General features: G+C 63.3%; 20 protein-coding genes. 17 read left to right on the top strand and 3 right to left on the bottom strand.

Going from position 1 to position 17,690, the window contains the following annotated elements:
• Nucleotides 1-5 precede the first annotated feature (5 nt).
• From NL532_RS02160 to NL532_RS02135, 6 genes are all read left to right on the top strand, one after another.
• Entirely contained in the window at nucleotides 6-611 is a 606-nt protein-coding gene (locus NL532_RS02160) for a glutathione S-transferase family protein (protein ID WP_023683600.1), read from the top strand.
• Nucleotides 608-1,210 (top strand): urease accessory protein UreE, encoded by a 603-nt coding sequence (gene ureE, locus NL532_RS02155; protein ID WP_023683599.1) that lies wholly within the window; start codon nucleotides 608-610, stop codon nucleotides 1,208-1,210. Before NL532_RS02160 ends, ureE begins: the two co-directional genes overlap by 4 nt.
• Nucleotides 1,203-1,874, top strand: coding sequence for an urease accessory protein UreF (locus NL532_RS02150; protein WP_023683598.1), 672 nt, complete (start codon nucleotides 1,203-1,205; stop codon nucleotides 1,872-1,874). Before ureE ends, NL532_RS02150 begins: the two co-directional genes overlap by 8 nt.
• Nucleotides 1,871-2,311 carry a DUF3995 domain-containing protein gene (locus tag NL532_RS02145; protein WP_023683597.1) on the top strand — a complete coding sequence of 147 codons (441 nt, stop codon included), beginning with the start codon at nucleotides 1,871-1,873 and terminating at the stop codon, nucleotides 2,309-2,311. Before NL532_RS02150 ends, NL532_RS02145 begins: the two co-directional genes overlap by 4 nt.
• Before the next feature lie 13 nt (nucleotides 2,312-2,324).
• Nucleotides 2,325-2,957 (top strand): urease accessory protein UreG, encoded by a 633-nt coding sequence (gene ureG / locus NL532_RS02140; RefSeq protein WP_023671240.1) that lies wholly within the window; start codon nucleotides 2,325-2,327, stop codon nucleotides 2,955-2,957.
• Nucleotides 2,958-3,066: 109 nt separating this feature from the next.
• The gene (locus tag NL532_RS02135) at nucleotides 3,067-3,834 is read left to right on the top strand and encodes a class II aldolase and adducin N-terminal domain-containing protein (RefSeq protein ID WP_023671241.1); all 768 of its coding nucleotides are present in this window, start codon (nucleotides 3,067-3,069) and stop codon (nucleotides 3,832-3,834) included.
• 81 nt (nucleotides 3,835-3,915) lie between these two features.
• On the opposite strand, the gene NL532_RS02130 is transcribed toward NL532_RS02135, so the two are convergent.
• Entirely contained in the window at nucleotides 3,916-4,548 is a 633-nt protein-coding gene (locus NL532_RS02130; protein WP_023671242.1) for an HAD family hydrolase, read from the bottom strand.
• 219 nt (nucleotides 4,549-4,767) lie between these two features.
• Here NL532_RS02130 and NL532_RS02125 point away from each other — a divergent pair, with 219 nt between their 5' ends.
• Nucleotides 4,768-5,727 (top strand): sugar-binding transcriptional regulator, encoded by a 960-nt coding sequence (locus NL532_RS02125; RefSeq protein WP_023671243.1) that lies wholly within the window; start codon nucleotides 4,768-4,770, stop codon nucleotides 5,725-5,727.
• A 35-nt stretch (nucleotides 5,728-5,762) separates the two neighbouring features.
• On the opposite strand, the gene NL532_RS02120 is transcribed toward NL532_RS02125, so the two are convergent.
• On the bottom strand, nucleotides 5,763-5,948 hold the full coding sequence (locus NL532_RS02120) for a hypothetical protein (protein WP_023671244.1): 186 nt from the start codon (nucleotides 5,946-5,948) through the stop codon (nucleotides 5,763-5,765).
• Nucleotides 5,949-6,058: 110 nt separating this feature from the next.
• Here NL532_RS02120 and NL532_RS02115 point away from each other — a divergent pair, with 110 nt between their 5' ends.
• From NL532_RS02115 to NL532_RS02070, 10 genes are all read left to right on the top strand, one after another.
• Nucleotides 6,059-6,967, top strand: a complete 909-nt coding sequence (locus NL532_RS02115) for a LysR substrate-binding domain-containing protein (protein WP_023671245.1) — start codon at nucleotides 6,059-6,061, stop codon at nucleotides 6,965-6,967.
• Between the two features lie 172 nt (nucleotides 6,968-7,139).
• Entirely contained in the window at nucleotides 7,140-7,421 is a 282-nt protein-coding gene (locus NL532_RS02110) for a hypothetical protein (RefSeq protein ID WP_023683593.1), read from the top strand.
• A 244-nt stretch (nucleotides 7,422-7,665) separates the two neighbouring features.
• Nucleotides 7,666-8,976, top strand: a complete 1,311-nt coding sequence (locus NL532_RS02105; protein ID WP_023671248.1) for an ABC transporter substrate-binding protein — start codon at nucleotides 7,666-7,668, stop codon at nucleotides 8,974-8,976.
• 119 nt (nucleotides 8,977-9,095) lie between these two features.
• On the top strand, nucleotides 9,096-9,968 hold the full coding sequence (locus NL532_RS02100; RefSeq protein ID WP_023671249.1) for a carbohydrate ABC transporter permease: 873 nt from the start codon (nucleotides 9,096-9,098) through the stop codon (nucleotides 9,966-9,968).
• An 11-nt stretch (nucleotides 9,969-9,979) separates the two neighbouring features.
• Nucleotides 9,980-10,804: a carbohydrate ABC transporter permease gene (locus NL532_RS02095; RefSeq protein WP_023829333.1), complete on the top strand. Its 825-nt coding sequence runs from the start codon at nucleotides 9,980-9,982 to the stop codon at nucleotides 10,802-10,804.
• Between the two features lie 50 nt (nucleotides 10,805-10,854).
• On the top strand, nucleotides 10,855-11,859 hold the full coding sequence (locus tag NL532_RS02090) for an ABC transporter ATP-binding protein (protein WP_023689168.1): 1,005 nt from the start codon (nucleotides 10,855-10,857) through the stop codon (nucleotides 11,857-11,859).
• Nucleotides 11,856-12,626: an L-iditol 2-dehydrogenase gene (locus NL532_RS02085; RefSeq protein ID WP_023683590.1), complete on the top strand. Its 771-nt coding sequence runs from the start codon at nucleotides 11,856-11,858 to the stop codon at nucleotides 12,624-12,626. Before NL532_RS02090 ends, NL532_RS02085 begins: the two co-directional genes overlap by 4 nt.
• Nucleotides 12,627-12,672: 46 nt before the next feature.
• Entirely contained in the window at nucleotides 12,673-14,151 is a 1,479-nt protein-coding gene (locus NL532_RS02080) for a mannitol dehydrogenase family protein (RefSeq protein WP_023689169.1), read from the top strand.
• A gap of 11 nt (nucleotides 14,152-14,162) precedes the next feature.
• Nucleotides 14,163-14,822, top strand: a complete 660-nt coding sequence (locus tag NL532_RS02075; protein WP_023816006.1) for an HAD family hydrolase — start codon at nucleotides 14,163-14,165, stop codon at nucleotides 14,820-14,822.
• A gap of 134 nt (nucleotides 14,823-14,956) precedes the next feature.
• The gene (locus NL532_RS02070) at nucleotides 14,957-16,543 is read left to right on the top strand and encodes an FGGY-family carbohydrate kinase (RefSeq protein WP_023816005.1); all 1,587 of its coding nucleotides are present in this window, start codon (nucleotides 14,957-14,959) and stop codon (nucleotides 16,541-16,543) included.
• A gap of 53 nt (nucleotides 16,544-16,596) precedes the next feature.
• Here NL532_RS02070 and NL532_RS02065 read toward each other — a convergent pair whose 3' ends face one another.
• The gene (locus NL532_RS02065) at nucleotides 16,597-17,688 is read right to left on the bottom strand and encodes an ABC transporter ATP-binding protein (protein ID WP_023816004.1); all 1,092 of its coding nucleotides are present in this window, start codon (nucleotides 17,686-17,688) and stop codon (nucleotides 16,597-16,599) included.
• Nucleotides 17,689-17,690: the final 2 nt, after the last annotated feature.

The following is a 17,690-nucleotide window of genomic DNA, read 5'->3' as shown; positions in this document are numbered from 1 at the left end:
CAACCATGTACAAGGCCATCGGATCGCGTGGATCCCGCGTCAGCCGCGTTCTGTGGATGCTCGAGGAACTCGGGCAGCCCTATGAATTCGTCGAGGTCAAATTGCGTTCGCCCGAAGCCTATGCGCTCAACCCGTCGGGCAAGGTGCCGATCCTGATCGATGGCGAACTGACGGTGACTGATTCGGCGGCAATCTGCGTCTATCTCGCCGACAAGCACGCCGACAAAGGCATGGGCGCCAATCCAGGTGTGGCCGGACGCGCCGAAATGGATTCCTGGATGCATTTTGCCCAGTCCGAGTTCGAAGCGCCGCTGTGGAACAAGCTGCGCCACCGCTTCCTGTTGCCGAAGGACGTGCGGGTCGATGTCGGCCCCGCCGCCGCCTACGATTTCGCCTCGGAGGCCAAGGCGCTCGACGGCCGGCTGGGGGATCGGGAGTTTGCGCTGGGCGACCGGTTTTCCGCCGTCGACGTGCTGTTGGGCGACATGGGCGGCTGGGCCCGCGCCGGAAAATTTCCGATCGAATCCGAGCGCGTCAACGCGTATTTCGACCGCGTCCTGGCGCGGCCTGCCCGTGCGAGAGCCCAGGCTAACGGTGGAGCCATGCGATGAAACTCAACCTGAACACCGACTTCACCAAGTTCCCCCGGGCCGTCTCGGTGGTGCCTGCCGGCACTGCCGGAACTACGCCGCCATCCGGCCGTGCCGTCCTGCCCCATGACGAGCGTCATTTGCGCCGCCGCGCCATTGAGCTTGCCGACGGCAGCAAGGTGCTGGTCGATCTGCCCGAGCCCGTGACCTTGAACGATGGCGACCGGCTGGTGCTGGAGGATGGCGGCCAGGTCGAGATCACCGCGGCACCCGAAGAGGTCTATGATATCCGCGCCCGCGATGCGGTGCATCTGACGGAGCTTGCCTGGCATATCGGCAACCGCCATCTGGCGGCAGCGATCGAGCCCGGCCGCATCCTGATCCTGCGCGACCATGTCATCAAGGCTATGCTGGAAGGGCTGGGCGCCACGGTCCGCGAAGTCTCCGAACCGTTCAAGCCGGTGCGCGGCGCCTATTCCGCCCAAGGTGCGCATGGTCACGATCATGGCCATGCGCATGCGCACGCCGAAGCGCATTCCCATGATGGACGTTCCCACGCACACAGCGAGTCGCATTCGCACAGCCATTCCCATGACGGGCACCATCACGATCATGACTGACCAGCCATCCGGCATCGCTTTGCTGCGGCTCATGGCGTGGCTGTCGCCGGCCTTTCCGGTCGGCGGCTTTGCCTACAGCCATGGCCTCGAACGCGCCGGGCAAGACGGGCTGGTTGCCGATACCGCCAGCCTCGCCTTCTGGCTGGAGACGCTGGTCGAGATGGGCTCGGGCTGGAACGACGCCGTGCTCTTCACGGAAGCCTGGCGCCGCGCCCGCGACGGCGGCGATCTCCATGAAATTGCCGATCTCGCCGAAGCGCTGGCCGGCTCGCGTGAGCGTCACACCGAAACCATGCTGCAAGGCGCCGCCTTCCTGAAAGCGGCAGCGGCTTGGGCGAATCCGGTGTTGGGCCGCCTGCCGGCCGAATGCGCCTACTGTGTCGCCGTCGGCGCCGTTGCCGGCGGCAACGGCATCGCGCTTCAGGACGCGATGTCGGCCTTCCTGCAGGCCTTCTTCTCCAACCTCGTCCAGGCGGCGATCCGACTCGGAATCGTCGGCCAGACGGACGCTATGGCCTTGCTCGCCGGCTTCGAGCCGTTGGCGCTGTCGACGGCCGCGCGCGCCGCCGGCTCGACATTGGACGATCTCGGCGGCTGCGCCTTCATCTCCGACATCATGGCGATGAAGCACGAGACGCAGTATTCCAGGCTGTTCCGCTCATGATCGTCCTCGCCTTCGCCCTCTCGGCCGTCCTGCTGCTGATCACCGCGCTGCATGTCTATTGGGGCCTTGGCGGCATCTGGCCGGGCAGGGACGGCGTCTCCTGCGCCCACGCCGTCGTCGGCTTTCGCGGCGTCGACGAGATGCCGACGCCGTTTGCCTGTCTCGCCGTTGCCGCGTGCCTGTGCCTCGCAACCCTCTGGCCGCTGGCGCTGACCGGGGTCTTCGCCACCCCCTTTCCAAGGGAAGGCCTTGCCGCCACAGCGCTGCTCATAGGGCTGGTCTTCCTCGGCCGCGGCATTGCCGGCTTCACGCCGTGGTGGCGCCGTCTGGCGCCGGAACAGCCTTTTGCGCGGCTCGATGTCAGCTTCTATTCGCCGCTCTGCCTGTTGATCGGGCTCAGCTTCGCCATCCTCGCCATCACGGAGTTTTCGGCATGACGGAGTTTTCGGTATGACTCAGGCAAACGGTCCCCTGCGTATCGGCATCGGCGGTCCCGTCGGCTCCGGCAAGACGACGCTCACCGAAAAGCTCTGCAAGGCGCTGCGCGACGATTTCTCCATCGCCGTCGTCACCAACGACATCTACACCAAGGAAGACGCCATGATGCTGGCCCGCCTGCAGGCGCTGCCTGAGGACCGCATCGTCGGCGTGGAGACCGGCGGCTGCCCGCACACCGCCATCCGTGAGGACGCCTCGATCAATTTGCAGGCGATCGCCGGGCTGAACAGGAAATTCCCCGATCTCGACATCGTCTTCATCGAATCCGGCGGCGACAATCTTGCCGCCACCTTCTCGCCGGACCTTGCCGACCTGACCCTCTATGTCATCTCGGTTTGCCAGGGCGAGGAAATCCCCAGGAAGGGCGGGCCGGCGATCACCCGTTCCGATTTCCTGGTCATCAACAAGAGCGATCTGGCGCCCTATGTGAACGTCAACCTCGATGTCATGGAGAGCGACGCCGCCCGAATGCGGGGCAAGCGCCCGTTCGGCTTCACCGACCTGTCGCGCGGCAAGGGACTGCAGGAAGTCATCGACTTCATCGTCGAACATGGCGGGCTGCAGTCGGCTCGCTCGGCGGCGTAATGCATGTCGCCCAAAAGTGCGTAGCGGTTTTGGGACAACCTGACCCACCAGTTTGCGGTTGCTGGCCACGGCTGAGCGCGGCATTCTCTTAAAAACGGAGGTTTTTCGGATGAGCATCGCCCGCCTGCAAAAGGAAACGCTGACCAACCTGCCCTACTATGAGGAGCGCGTCGATCTGGCCGCCGCCTTCCGCTGGACGGCGCGGCTCAACATGCATGAAGCCGTGGCCAATCACTTTTCGCTGTCGGTCAACGAGGACGGCAGCAAATTCCTGATGAACCCCAACCAGGTGCATTTCTCGCGCATCAAGGCGAGCGACCTTTTGCTGATCGACGCCAATGATCCCGAGACATTGTCCGGCCCGAATGCGCCCGACCCGACCGCCTGGGGTCTGCACGGCGCCATTCACCGCAACGTGCCGCATGCGCGCTGCGCCATGCATGTGCATTCCATCCACGCCACCGTGCTGGCATCGCTGGCCGACTCGACCCTGCCGCCGATCGATCAGAACTCGGCCATGTTCTTCAACCGCCACGTCGTCGATGCCCATTATGGCGGGCTGGCCTTCGAGGAAGAAGGCGAGCGCTGCTCGCAACTGCTCACCGACCCGAAGGTCAAAGTGATGGTGATGGGCAATCACGGCGTCATGGTCATCGGCGACACCGTCGCCGACGCCTTCAACCGCATGTTCTATTTCGAGCGCGCCGCCGAAACCTACATCAAGGCTCTGTGGACCGGCCGTCCGCTGCGCACGCTGTCCGATGCCATTGCCGAAAAGGCCGCCAGCGAGATGGACGACTATCCCGGCCAGGCAGAGCGTCACCTTGCCGAGCTGAAGGCGATCCTCGACGAGGAAGAGCCGGTGTACCGGAGCTGAATGAGTTCACCCTTCTCCCCGTTCACGGGGAGAAGGTCCCGGCAGGGGGATGAGGGGCAGCGCCGACGTTCATAGGCTCACTCAGAGTCCCAACTGAGCCCGCAACTCTTCCGCACTGTTGATCACGACAGCGCCCTTCGGTCCTGCCATCGGCGCTTCCGGCCAGAAGATCGTCCGCATCCCCGCGGCCAGGCCTGATGTGGCGCCGGTAACGCTGTCGTCGACGGCCACCGCGTCTGAAGGATCGACGCCGGCCAGCCATGCGGCGCGCAGGAACGGTTCGGGATGCGGCTTGCCTTCGCGCACGTCGTTTCGGCTGATCGTGCGCATGCCGGGATAGATCAGGCCGACGGCGCTCAGATTTGCATCGACGATCACCCGGTCGGAATTGGACACCACCGCCTGCTGCACGCCGAGCGCGCGCAATTCGTTGAACACTTCGATCGCGCCGGGGCGCGGCTTCAGCGTCTCGGCCATCGGCATGTAGTGATCGTATTTGCGCACGATCCAGTCGTCGAAGGGCAGGTCGAGGCCGAACTCGCTGCGCAGCATCTCGTAGACCGGTGCGGCGGCGACGCCCAGCACCCGCTCATGCAGGTCGGCCGGCGGCGTGATACCGACGCTGCGCAGCGCCGCCACCAAGGCCGCCTCATGCAGCGGCTCGCTGTCGACCAGCGTGCCGTCCATATCCCAGAAAACCGCTTTCGGCGTCATGCGAGGCTCCTTTGCCGATCCCCTTAAAGCGTTTGTATCAGGAGATAAACCGCCGAGCCCGTCCGCTGGCGATTTTCGCTTGGTTGGTTGCCGCGCGGCGGCCGGATCGAAGCAGCAAGCAATTGCCCTGCCGATAGACAATTGCGCGCCGATACATTCCCTGCAAGACTATGACGCTTCGCCCAAGGGCGGGCAAAGGGGCAGGGCTGGAGGCACATTTTGAATTCGCGGCAAGACGGCGGCAGCAGCAGGCTGGACGAGGCAGCGCGCGCCGGCTGGCTTTATTATGTTGCCGGCAACACCCAGGACCAGATCGCCGCCACGCTCGGCATTTCCCGGCAGACGGCGCAGCGGCTGGTGTCGCTGGCGGTGTCGGAGGGGCTGATCAAGGTTCGCGTCGATCACCCGATCGCCAATTGCCTTGATCTCGCAGCTAGACTGAAGTCACGCTTCGCGCTCGACCTCGTCGAAGTGGTGCCGAGCGATCCAACCTCATCCTCGACCACGATCGGCATTGCCGAGGCGGCTGCGGCCGAGATCGAGCGGCGGCTGCGGTCACCGACGCCCATCGTCTTGGCCATCGGCACCGGCCGCACGCTGAAGGCGGCGATCGAGCAATTGCCGCCGATGGAATGCTCGCAGCACAAGGTTGTGTCCTTGACCGGCAACATCTCGCCCGACGGTTCGGCCGCCTTCTACAACGTCATCTTCACCATGGCCGACCGGGTCAAGGCGCGCTCGTTCCCGATGCCGCTGCCGGTCATCGCCTCGTCGCCGGAAGAGCGCGAGATGCTGCTTGCCCAGCCGATGATCCAACCGACGCTGGCGCTGGCCGCGGAAGCCGACGTGACCTTTGTCGGCATCGGCGATCTCGGCCCGAAGGCGCCGCTCTACGAGGACGGTTTTATCTCGGAAAGCGAGTTGAAGGCGTTGCAAAAGGCTGGCGGCGTCGCCGAGATCGTCGGCTGGGTGTTCGATCGGGAAGGCCGCATGATCGAGGGCATCACCAACGACCGGGTATCGTCGGCAGCCTTGCCGTCACGCGAAAAGTCGCTGGTCATTGCGCTCGCCATGGGCGAGCGTAAGTTGCCGGGCATCCTGGCCGCTGTGAACCGCCGGCTGGTCAATGGCCTCATCACCGACGAGCGGACCGCCACGGCTTTGCTCGACGGTTCCTGATAGATTAAGCGGCCCATCGATAAAATCCAACACGTTTATTTGCAGCGCCCGGACGGGTCGTTGCCGTCGAGAAAACCCATGTCGCGCTGCAAATGCGGCGACAGCTCCCGGACGTCGACGTAGCCGCGCCGGCGGTGCACAAGCAGGGAAAATTCATGCACCAGCAGGGAAAACCAGCTCTGCGCCGGGGTCGAATGGAGCTTTTGCTGTACCGTGGTCATGATCTTCAGCCTCCGCTATGCTTGAACTTGATTGATCGTTGACACCAGATATCGGCCTGATTGCCTCTTGCCGCCAATCAAACGTCGATCACGACCCATAAGGAGGGCTTATGCCCGATCTCAAGGCACCACAGCTCGCCCAGTTGCCGCCGCTGCAGGCCATCAGGGTGTTCGAAGCCGTCGCGCGGCATCTCTCCTTCACCAAGGCCGCGCAGGAACTCGGCATGACGCAGGCCGCCGCCAGCTACCAAATCAAGCTTCTGGAAGAGCGCATCGGTTCGCCGCTGTTCCTGCGCCAGCCGCGCCAGATTGTGCTGACGGAACCCGGCCAGCGCCTGGCGCCCGCCGTCAGCGAGGCGTTCAGCCTGCTCTCAAGCGCCTATTCCGCCGCGCGTGGGGGCGCCGATGGTGTGCTGTGCGTCTCGACGCTGCTGACCTTTGCCTCGAACTGGCTGGCGCAGCACCTCGGCTCCTTCCAGGTCGCGCATCCGTCGCTGGCGGTGCGCGTCGATACCTCGAACAGGGTGATCGATTTTGCCCGCGAGGACATGGACATCGCTATCCGCTCCGGCAGCGGCAAGTGGCCTGGAGTGGAGACCCATCTTTTGTTCAAGGCCGATTTCACCCCGGTGCTGAGCCCGGCACTCGCTGCCACCATAGGTGGCGTCCACGAACCCGCCGACCTGTTCAAGCTGCCCATTCTCGATCCCGGCGACATCTGGTGGCGGGAATGGTTCGCCCTTGCCGGCGTCCCGGCGGACGAACTTGCCAGGCGCACCGGCACCAGCATGGGCGCGCAGGCCTATGAGGCGAACGCGGCCATCGCCGGCCATGGTGTGGCAATCCTGACCACCGCATTGTTCAAGACCGAGCTCGCCGCCGGCCGCCTGATCCAGCCCTTCGACCTGGTCGGCGACGACGGCCACGCCTATTGGCTGGTCTACCCGACGGCGCGTCGCAACGTGCCGAAGATAAAAGCCTTCCGGGACTGGATCCTGGCCGAGATCGCCTGCGCCTGAGGGCGAGCGATTCGCGGATTGATTTCCGAGATGCAAAGCGAGCCATGGATCCGCGACGAATGCTCGCTTTCGCGGACAAACAGCTGCGATCGGGCCACCCGGTTAACCAAGCTTGACAAAAACGCTGTCGATATCACTCGCCCGGCATAGGCTTGTGCTTGTGACGACCCAATTGAGCAGGATCAATCGTCTGCAGATTGAAACAGGGTCGATCAGCCGGCTGATGAAAGTCTATCGCGTCGAAGAAATCGAAAACAACACCGTGCGCACGACGCAGGTGATCGAAGCATTTACGCCGTTTCAAGCTGCCGTGAAGGCAATCGGCCGGGAAGTTAGGCTGCGCAAGGACGAGCCCAGCTGGATCCAGGTGACGGAAGTGCTGACCAGAGCCAAGCAAACACGCGACGGCAGGGTTTTCGAATATTCCGTCGGAAGCTACCCGTCCCACGGCTGACTGGCTGGGCCCTATCGCTCCCTTGGCGCCATGATTGGGTTGCGATGGGTCGGCATCAACCCGCTCTCACATCCCCGTGCAAACAGCTTCCCAAATCCATTCAATATCCTCTACGCGCGCAACGTCGCGCACCTGCCCCGTGTGCTGCGCTGCAGCATCGAATCCGGCTTGACATAATTAACGCCAAGTGAGTAATTGCCCACTACCAAGGCAAATGCTCATCTTGGTTCATGGGAGGAATTTGATGAAACTGCGCACGCTCACTTTGGGCCTGTTGTCGGCCAGCGCCTTCGCTTTCGCCGCGCATGCCGAATCCATCACCATCGCCACCGTCAACAATGGCGACATGGTCCGCATGCAGAAGCTGACCGACGACTTCACCAAGGCTAACCCCGACGTCACGCTCAACTGGGTCACGCTCGAAGAGAACGTGCTGCGCGAGCGCGTCACCACCGACATTGCCACCAAGGGCGGCCAGTATGACGTTATGACCATCGGCACCTACGAGGTTCCGATCTGGGCCAAGCAGAACTGGCTGTTGCCGCTCGACAAGCTCGGCGACGACTATGACGCCAAGGACATCATCCCGGCCATCGCCGGCGGCCTGTCGGTCGACGGCAAGCTCTATGCCGCGCCCTTCTACGGCGAAAGCTCCTTCGTCATGTACCGCAAGGACTTGATCGAGAAGGCCGGGCTGAAGATGCCCGACGCCCCGACCTGGGACTTCATCAAGCAGGCCGCCGACAAGATGACCGACCGCGCCAATGGCGTGAACGGCGTTTGCCTGCGCGGCAAGGCCGGCTGGGGCGAGAACATGGCCTTCCTCACCGCCATGTCGAACTCCTTCGGCGCCCGCTGGTTCGACGAGAACTGGAAGCCGCAATTCGACCAGCCGGAATGGAAGAACACGCTGCAGTTCTATGTCGACCTGATGAAGGCCGACGGTCCCGAGGGCGCCTCGTCCAACGGCTTCAACGAAAACCTGGCGCTGTTCCAGCAGGGCAAGTGCGGCATGTGGATCGACGCCACCGTCGCCGCCTCCTTCGTCTCCGACCCGAAGAACTCGACCGTCGCGGACAAGGTCGGCTACGCACTGGCCCCCGACAATGGTCTGGGCAAGCGCGGCAACTGGCTGTGGGCCTGGTCGCTGGCCATCCCGGCCGGCACGCAGAAGGGAGACGCCGCACAGAAGTTCGTCTCCTGGGCGACCAGCAAGCACTACGCAGAACTGGTTGCTTCGAAGGAAGGCTGGGCCAACGTTCCTCCGGGCACGCGCTCCTCGCTCTACGCCAATGCCGAGTATCAGAAGGCGGCTCCGTTCGCCAAGATGACGCTGGACTCGATCAATGCCGCCGACCCGACGCATCCGACCGTCAAGCCGGTGCCCTATGTCGGTGTGCAGTTCGTCGCCATTCCTGAGTTCCAGGGCCTCGGCACAACCGTTGGCCAGCTGTTCTCGGCGGCGCTCGCCGGCCAGACCAGCGTAGACGACGCGCTCAAGCAGGCGCAGGACGCCGCCACCGCGACCATGACCGAAGGCGGTTATATCAAGTAAGGCTCCTCCCGGTGCCGAATGCCGGCCGCCTCCTTGGCCGGCAACGGCCGCCCGAATCCCAGTTCGGGCGGCCCCTTTCACACACCTGAAAATTTGGCTGACCTTGAAGGGTGACCGTCATGGCTACTCAGCAGACCCGTTCGCTTGCCCGCTTTATGTTGGCGCCATCCGTGGTGCTGCTGTTCGTCTGGATGATCGTGCCGCTGGCACTCACGATCTGGTTCTCCTTCCAGCAGTACAATCCGCTCAATCCGATCCGCGACGGGTTTGTCTGGTTCTCGAATTACTCGCTGTTCTATTCCAACCCGGCATTCCTGCAGTCGATCCTCAACACGCTGGTCCTGGTGGGCAGCGTGCTGCTGATCACCGTCATCGGCGGCATCATGCTGGCGCTGTTGATCGATCAGCCGATGTGGGGACAGGGGATCGTCCGCATCCTCGTCATCTCTCCGTTCTTCGTCATGCCGCCGGTGGCTGCACTTGTCTGGAAGAACATGATCATGCACCCGCAATACGGCGTCTTTGCCGACATTGCGCGCTTCTTCGGGGCTCAACCGATCGACTGGTTCGGGCAGCATCCGATGCTTGCCATCATCATCATCGTCGCCTGGCAATGGCTGCCCTTCGCAACGCTGATCCTGCTGACCGCATTGCAGTCGCTCGACGGCGAGCAGAAGGAAGCCGCCGAGATGGACGGCGCCGGCTTCGTCAGCCGCTTCATCTATCTGACGCTGCCGCACATGTCGCGCGCCATCACCGTCGTCATCCTGATCCAGACCATCTTCCTGCTGTCGGTCTATGCCGAAATCCTGGTCACCACCAATGGCGGACCCGGCTATGCCTCCACCAACCTGCCCTTCCTCGTCTACCAGAAGGCATTGCTGGAGTTCAAAATCGGCCAGGCATCGGCCGGCGGTGTCATCGCCGTCATTCTCGCCAACATCGTCGCCTTCTTCGCCATGCGCGCGGTGGGCAAGAACCTGGACAAGTAAGGGAGGATACGATGGCACGTGCAGTCACCACCCAACACAAGATCATTGCGACAGGCGCCGCCTGGATCGTCGCGCTGCTGATCTTCTTCCCGATCCTCTACACGATCATCACCTCGTTCAAGTCGGAGCAGGAGGCCATCCAGGGCTTCGCGCTGATCCCGTCGGGGACGTTCGAGAGCTATACCGAGGTCCAGGCGCAGAGCGGCTACTTCAAGTTCTTCTTCAACTCGGTGCTGCTCTCGGTCGGCTCGACCATCCTGGCCCTGATAGTCGCGGTTCCGGCCGCCTGGTCGATGGCCTTCTCGCCGAGCAAGTGGACCAAGGACATCCTGATGTGGATGCTCTCGACCAAGATGATGCCGGCGGTTGCCGTGCTATTCCCGATCTACCTCATCTTCCGCGATGCCGGACTGCTCGACAGCCGCATCGGCCTGATGATCATGCTGATGCTGATCAACCTGCCGATCGTGATCTGGATGCTCTACACCTACTTCCGCGAAATCCCCGGCGAAATCCTGGAGGCGGCACGCATGGACGGCGCCACCCTGTGGGGCGAGATCGTCTATGTGCTGACCCCCATGGCCGTGCCGGGCATCGCATCGACCATGCTGCTCAACATCATCCTGGCATGGAACGAAGCGTTCTGGACCATCCGCCTGACCACCACCGAGGCGGCGCCGCTGACGGCCTTCATCAGTTCGTTCTCAAGCCCGCAAGGCCTGTTCTGGGCCAAGCTTTCGGCGGCATCGACGCTGGCCATCGCGCCCATCCTGATCATGGGCTGGTTCAGCCAGAAGCAGCTGGTGCGCGGCCTGACCTTCGGTGCGGTAAAATAACGGACGTTGCCTGAAGCAATCCGGCCAAATAACCCCTCGGGGAGGAAACCATGGGAAACATCACGCTCAAGAACGTCTCCAAGCATTTCGGATCGACGGTCATCATTCCAGGCCTCGACCTCGTCATCGAGAATGGCGAGTTCGTCGTCTTCGTCGGGCCGTCGGGTTGCGGCAAGTCCACGTTGCTGCGCCTCATTGCCGGGCTCGAGGACACCAGCGGGGGCACCATCAACATCGATGGCCGTGACGTCACCGGCGAGGCGCCGGCCAAGCGCAAGCTGGCCATGGTGTTCCAGTCCTATGCGCTCTATCCGCATATGACGGTGGCCAAGAACATCGGCTTCCCGCTGAAGATGGCGGGCGAGGATGTGGCGACGATCGACAAGAAGGTGAAGGACGCGGCCCGGGTCCTCAACCTCACCAACTATCTCGAACGCCGGCCCGGCCAGCTCTCCGGCGGCCAGCGGCAACGCGTCGCCATCGGCCGCGCCATCGTGCGCCAGCCCTCGGCATTCCTGTTCGACGAGCCGCTGTCCAACCTCGATGCTGCACTGCGCGGCACCATGCGGCTCGAAATCAGCGAGCTGCACCATCAGCTCAAGACGACGATGGTCTACGTCACCCACGACCAGATCGAAGCTATGACCATGGCCGACAAGATCGTCGTGCTCAACGCCGGCAACATCGAACAGGTCGGCTCGCCGATGGAACTCTACAAGTCGCCGAAGAACCTGTTCGTGGCGGGCTTCATCGGTTCGCCGAAAATGAACCTGATCGAAGGTGCGCCGGCGGCCAAATACAACGCCAAGACCATCGGCATTCGTCCTGAGCATATGGGGATATCGACCACCGCGGGTGACTGGAAAGCCCTTGTCGGCGTCGCCGAGCATCTGGGCTCCGACACCTTCCTGCATGTCCAGGCCGACGGCGTCGGTCCGCTGACGGTACGCGCCGATGGCGAACTGGCCGTACGCCACGGCGACACCATCTATTTGACGCCGGACAAGGTCCGCATGCATCGCTTCGGCCCCGACGGAAAGGCGCTGACGCAGTGAGACTGAAAGGCAAATCGGCGCTGATCACCGGATCCGCGCGCGGCATCGGCAGGGCTTTTGCCGAAGCCTATACGCGCGAGGGTGCCACGGTGGCCATTGCCGACATCAATCTGGCGGCTGCCGAAAACACGGCCGCCGAGATTGGCGCCAACGCCTATCCGGTCAGGCTCGACGTCAGCGACCTTGCTTCGATCCAGGCGTCGGTCAAGGCGGTCGAAACAAAGACCGGCGGCCTCGACATACTGATCAACAATGCTGCCTTGTTCGACCTGGCGCCGATCGTCGAGATCACCGAAGCGAGCTATGACAAATTGTTCTCCGTCAACGTCGCCGGCACTTTGTTCATGCTGCAGGCAGCGGCGCGTTCGATGATCGCAAGGGGCAAGGGCGGCAAGATCATCAACATCGCCAGCCAGGCAGGACGGCGCGGCGAGCCGCTGGTCGCCGTCTATTGCGCCACCAAGGCCGCGGTGATTTCGCTGACCCAGTCCGCCGGGCTCGACCTGATCAAGCACCGCATCAACGTCAATGGCATCGCGCCCGGCGTCGTCGACAGCGATATGTGGGATGAGGTCGATGCGCTGTTTGCCAAATATGAGAACCGGCCGAAGGGCGAGAAGAAGCGGCTGGTCGGCGAGGGCGTGCCCTATGGCCGCATGGGCAAGCCGGAGGACCTGACCGGCATGGCGGTCTTCCTGGCCAGCGACGACGCCGAATACATCGTCGCCCAGACCTACAATGTCGATGGCGGCCAATGGATGAGTTGATGGGCCGGGATCACGAAGGCCGCAGCCCGGCCAAAAGGGTAGAAAAATGACCGTGAAACTCTCCTCCTCGATCCTCTCGGAACTCCCCGCCAAGGTCGCCGGTCCCAGATATGATCGCTCCAGGCTCAAACCCGGTATCGTCCATTTCGGCGTCGGCAATTTCCATCGGTCGCATCAGGCGGTCTACCTCGACGATCTCTTCAATGCAGGCATCGGCCATGACTGGGCGCTGGTCGGCGCCGGGGTCTTCGAGGGCGAAAAAATCGGTCGTTCCAAGCTGCAGGAGCAGGACTGGCTGACCACCGTGGTCGAGCAGGATTCCGACCATATGAGCGCCCGCGTCACCGGCGTCATGATCGATTTCCTGACGCCCGGCGATGCGGATGCGATCATCGACCAGCTCGCCGATCCGGCGATCAAGATCGTCTCGCTGACCATCACCGAAGGCGGGTATTTCATCGATCCGGCCTCGGGAAAGTTCAACCCGACCCATCCTGATATCGTTGCCGACGCGCAGGCAGGTACGACGCCGAAGACGGTGTTCGGCCTCATCCTGGCCGGGCTGATGCGCCGCCGGGCCGACGGCATCGTGCCGTTCACCGTCATGTCCTGCGACAACATCCCTCACAATGGCCATGTCACCTCGGATGGCGTCATCGGCCTCGCCCGGCTGATCGACGAGGATCTGGCAAACTGGGTCAGCGACAATGTCGCCTTTCCCAACGGCATGGTCGACCGCATCACCCCCGCCACCTCCGACCGCGAGCGCGGCATTCTCGCCACCGAGTTCGGCCTCGAGGACAACTGGCCGGTGTTCTGCGAGCCGTTCAAGCAATGGGTGCTGGAAGACCGTTTCACCGACGGCCGCCCGCCGCTGGAAAAGGTCGGTGTGCAATTCGTGAGGGATGTCGCGCCCTATGAGCTGATGAAGATCCGCATCCTCAATGGCGGTCATGCCACGATCGCTTATCCCGCAGGGTTGATGGACATCCATTTCGTCCATGAGGCGATGCAGGAGCCGCTGGTGCGCGGCTTCCTCGCCAAGCTCGAGCATGACGAGATCATCCCGACCGTGCCGCCGGTGCCGGACACCGTGCTGGAGGATTATTACCAGCTCATCGAGCACCGCTTTTCCAACCCGAAGATCGGCGACACCATCCGCCGGCTTTGCCTCGACGGTTCCAACCGGCAGCCGAAATTCATCATCCCGACCATCGCCGACCGGCTGAAAGCCGGGAAGAGCGTTGCGGGTCTCGCGCTGGAATCGGCGCTGTGGTGCCGCTATTGCTTCGGCACCACCGACAGCGGCGCCGACATCGAAGCCAACGATCCCAGCTGGGACCGGCTGCAGGCAACCGCCAAGGCGGCGAAGGATGCGCCCGGCGCCTGGCTTGCGATGGAGGACATCTATGGCGATGTCGGCCGCTCGGCGGCGTTCGCCGAGGCCTTTGCCCATGCGCTCAACGTCTTGTGGGCGAATGGCACGCGCGCGACGCTGACGCGCTACATCTCCGGCAAGCTCTGACGCCAGCCGCAATGACGCCCGAACTGGTCATCTTCGACTGTGACGGCGTGCTGGTCGACAGCGAGGCGCTGTCGGTTTCGGCTCTGCTCGGCATGATCTCTGCCGCCGGGGGCTCGGTCAGCGAGGATGCGGCCTACGAGCATTTCCTCGGCAAGAGCATGAAGAGCGTGCGCGAGATACTTCTTCGCGATTTCACCATCGACATCACCGACGTGCACCTGACCGATATGCGCGTCGAGCTGATGCGCAAATTCCGCGAGGAGCTGAAGCCGATTCCCGGCATCAGCGACATCCTGCCGAGGCTGGGCGTGCCCTGCTGCGTCGCTTCCTCCGGCACGCTCGACCGCATTCGCTATGCGCTCGACGTTACCGGCCTGCTCGGCCTGCTCGAGCCCCATCTGTTCAGCGCTGCCATGGTCGCGCGCGGCAAGCCGGCGCCGGATCTTTTTCTCCATGCCGCCGCTGCTATGCGCGCGCATCCCGGTAATTGCATCGTAATCGAGGACAGCCCTGCCGGCATCGCGGCGGCGCATGCGGCCGGTATGCGCGTCTTTGCTTTCACCGGCGGTTCGCACGCCGGCAACCCGGCCTTGAAAGCGCGGCTTGCGTCGAGTGAACCGGACTTTATATTCGCGGACATGCTGCAATTGCCCGATCTGATTGCAGGCTAGAGCATGATGCCGAAAAGTGTGAAGCGGTTTTCGGACGACATCATGCTCTACTTCTTTGATTTAGAGACGGATTCAGATTTCAGGTCGAACAGACCTGAAATCATCCGGCTCTAGGGAGCGAGAGTAAAAGCATCTTGACGAAAAGCTTCGTTTGCGCGGTCGATGTCGGCACCGGGAGCGCCCGCGCGGGCATTCTCGACACGTCAGGCACCTTGCTCGGCCGCGCCGAGCATCCGATCGTCATGAACCAGCCGCAGGCCGATCACGCCGAGCACAATTCGCAGGATATCTGGTCGGCTGTGTGCATCGCGGTGCGTGCCGCGCGCGAAAAGGCCGGTGTGTCAGCCGACGATATTGTCGGCATGTCGTTCGACGCCACCTGCTCGCTGGTGGTGCTGGACAGGAATGCCGGCCAGCTCAGCGTCTCGGTGACGGGCGAACGGCGCTGGGACACCATCGTCTGGCTCGACCATCGCGCCATCGCCGAGGCAGATGAATGCACCGATAGCGGCCACGCCGTACTCGACTATATCGGTGGCGTCATGTCGCCGGAAATGGCGACGCCGAAGCTGATGTGGCTGAAGCGCAATCTGCCGGGAACTTGGCATGAAGCCGGCTACCTATTCGACCTCACCGATTTCCTGACCTGGAAGGCGACCGGGTCGCTGGCGCGCTCGCAATGCACGCTGACCGCCAAATGGACCTATCTGGCGCATGAGGAAACCGGCTGGCGCCGTGACTTCTTCGACAGGGTCGGGCTTGGCGATCTGTTCGAACACGGCAGCCTGCCGGAGAAGGCAAGTGCTGTCGGCGCAGACATCGGCACGCTCACCCCTGAAGCGGCGGCGGAGTTGGGCTTGAGCGAAAACTGTCGGGTCGGCGCCGGCGTCATCGATGCCTATGCCGGCGCGCTTGGCGTGCTCGGCGGCTTTGCTGGCGACGAGCAGAATATCGGCCGCCATCTGGCATTGATCGCCGGCACCTCGTCCTGCGTCATGGCGATGTCGCCCGACCCGCAGCCTTTCGCCGGCGTCTGGGGTCCATACTATGGCGCCGCACTGCCAAAACTCTGGCTGTCGGAAGGCGGCCAGTCGGCGACCGGTGCGCTGCTCGACCATATCATCCGCTGGCACGGCGCCGGCGGCGAGCCGGACGCGGCCATGCATGCAAAAATCGCCAGGCGCGTCGCCGAACTGCGCAGCACCGAAGGTGACAAGCTGGCGGCAAGGCTGCATGTGCTGCCGGATTTCCATGGCAACCGCTCGCCGCTTGCCGATCCGCATGCGGTCGGTGTGGTCAGCGGGCTGACGCTGGATTCCTCCTTCGACAGTCTGTGCAAGCTGTATTGGCGCACCGCCGTCGGCATCGCGCTCGGCGTGCGCCATGTGCTGGAGGCGCTGAACGAGAACGGCTATCTCATAGACACGCTGCATGTCACCGGCGGCCACACCAAGAACCCGTTGCTGATGGAGCTCTATGCCGACGCCACCGGCTGCGCGGTGATCGAGCCGCTGGCCGACGAAGCCGTTCTGCTCGGCACCGGCATGGTCGCCGCCACTGCCGCTGGCCTGTTCCCGGACCTGAATGCCGCCTGCGTCGCCATGCAGCAAGGCGGCAGGGCGCGCACCTCGAACCCGACCGCGTCAGGCCGCTTCGACCGCGACTACAGGATCTTCCTCGAAATGCACCGCCAGCGGCAGGCGCTCGACGCGATCGGCTAGAGCAATTCCAGGAAAAGTGTGAAACGGTTTTCCGTCCGGAATTGCGTACAGATTTAGGCTTCTCGCCGGCGCAAGGATGCGCCGGTCGCCGCGTCGAACAGATGCACGCTCTCCTCCTCGAACGTATAGCGCACAGGCGCGCGCAACGCCGGGCATTCGCGGGCCGATACCAACGCGCCGACCTCCTTGCCGCCGCAGGCGAACGTCACCAGCGCGTCATTGCCATGGAACTCGATGAGGTCGGCGGTGCCTTGCAGAAGATTGATGCTCTGAGCGCCGGCGGTCTTCAGGTCCGGCGGTCGGATTCCAAGCACGGCGCGCTGGACGCCGCGTAGATCGAAGCCCGAGCCTTCTATGGAGAAGCTCGAGCCGCCGCCTGTCAGCGTCCAGCGTTCGTCCTTCCGCCCGACGGCCACGTCGATGAAATTCATGTTCGGCGTACCGATGAAGCCGGCGACGAACAGATTGCCCGGCTGGCGATAGATCCCCGCAGGCGAGCCGATCTGTTCGATAACGCCATCCCTGAGCAGCACGATCCGGTCGGCCAGCGTCATCGCTTCCAACTGATCGTGGGTGACATAGACGGTGGTGGTCTTCAGCGACTGATGCAGCCGGGCGATCTCGACCCGCATGTGGTTGCGCAGCTTGGCATCTAGATTGGACAGCGGCTCGTCGAACAGGAACACTTTCGGCGTCTTGATCATGGCGCGCGCAATCGCCACGCGCTGCTGCTGGCCGCCGGAAAGTTCGGTCGGCTTGCGGGCGAGGTAAGGTTCGAGGCCGAGCGTCGTTGCCACCGCCTCGACCCGCTTCCGGATCTCGGCCGGGGGCACTTTCTGTCGCTTGAGCCCAAAGGCGATGTTGTCGAAGATCGTCATATGCGGGTAGAGCGCATAGTTCTGGAAAACCATGGCAATGCCGCGCTCGCCGGGCTCGAGATCGTTGACCACTTTGCCGCCGATCGACACTTCCCCGCCGCTGATATCCTCCAGTCCGGCCAGCATCCTGAGCAAGGTCGACTTGCCGCAGCCGGACGGGCCGAGGAATACGACGAATTCGTGCTCCTCGATCGAGAGATTGAGGTCGCGGATGACGGTGGTGGCGCCGTAAGCCTTGTCGACATGGGAGCAAACGATCGCGGACATGG

It is taken from the genome of Mesorhizobium sp. C120A (assembly GCF_030323105.1).
Taxonomy (GTDB): Bacteria; Pseudomonadota; Alphaproteobacteria; order Rhizobiales; family Rhizobiaceae; genus Mesorhizobium.
Note: the sequence above shows the minus strand (reverse complement) of the source record. Positions and strands in the feature narration are given on the sequence as shown.

Excerpts from the sequence above, each read along its gene's own strand:
- NL532_RS02160 (WP_023683600.1), top strand. The coding sequence starts at position 6 with ATGTACAAGGCCATCGGATCGCGTGGATCCCGCGTCAGCCGCGTTCTG.
- ureE (WP_023683599.1), top strand. The coding sequence starts at position 608 with ATGAAACTCAACCTGAACACCGACTTCACCAAGTTCCCCCGGGCCGTC.
- NL532_RS02150 (WP_023683598.1), top strand. The coding sequence starts at position 1,203 with ATGACTGACCAGCCATCCGGCATCGCTTTGCTGCGGCTCATGGCGTGG.
- NL532_RS02145 (WP_023683597.1), top strand. The coding sequence starts at position 1,871 with ATGATCGTCCTCGCCTTCGCCCTCTCGGCCGTCCTGCTGCTGATCACC.
- ureG (WP_023671240.1), top strand. The coding sequence starts at position 2,325 with ATGACTCAGGCAAACGGTCCCCTGCGTATCGGCATCGGCGGTCCCGTC.
- NL532_RS02135 (WP_023671241.1), top strand. The coding sequence starts at position 3,067 with ATGAGCATCGCCCGCCTGCAAAAGGAAACGCTGACCAACCTGCCCTAC.
- NL532_RS02130 (WP_023671242.1), bottom strand. The coding sequence starts at position 4,548 with ATGACGCCGAAAGCGGTTTTCTGGGATATGGACGGCACGCTGGTCGAC.
- NL532_RS02120 (WP_023671244.1), bottom strand. The coding sequence starts at position 5,948 with ATGACCACGGTACAGCAAAAGCTCCATTCGACCCCGGCGCAGAGCTGG.
- NL532_RS02115 (WP_023671245.1), top strand. The coding sequence starts at position 6,059 with ATGCCCGATCTCAAGGCACCACAGCTCGCCCAGTTGCCGCCGCTGCAG.
- NL532_RS02105 (WP_023671248.1), top strand. The coding sequence starts at position 7,666 with ATGAAACTGCGCACGCTCACTTTGGGCCTGTTGTCGGCCAGCGCCTTC.
- NL532_RS02100 (WP_023671249.1), top strand. The coding sequence starts at position 9,096 with ATGGCTACTCAGCAGACCCGTTCGCTTGCCCGCTTTATGTTGGCGCCA.
- NL532_RS02095 (WP_023829333.1), top strand. The coding sequence starts at position 9,980 with ATGGCACGTGCAGTCACCACCCAACACAAGATCATTGCGACAGGCGCC.
- NL532_RS02090 (WP_023689168.1), top strand. The coding sequence starts at position 10,855 with ATGGGAAACATCACGCTCAAGAACGTCTCCAAGCATTTCGGATCGACG.
- NL532_RS02080 (WP_023689169.1), top strand. The coding sequence starts at position 12,673 with ATGACCGTGAAACTCTCCTCCTCGATCCTCTCGGAACTCCCCGCCAAG.
- NL532_RS02075 (WP_023816006.1), top strand. The coding sequence starts at position 14,163 with ATGACGCCCGAACTGGTCATCTTCGACTGTGACGGCGTGCTGGTCGAC.
- NL532_RS02065 (WP_023816004.1), bottom strand. The coding sequence starts at position 17,688 with ATGTCCGCGATCGTTTGCTCCCATGTCGACAAGGCTTACGGCGCCACC.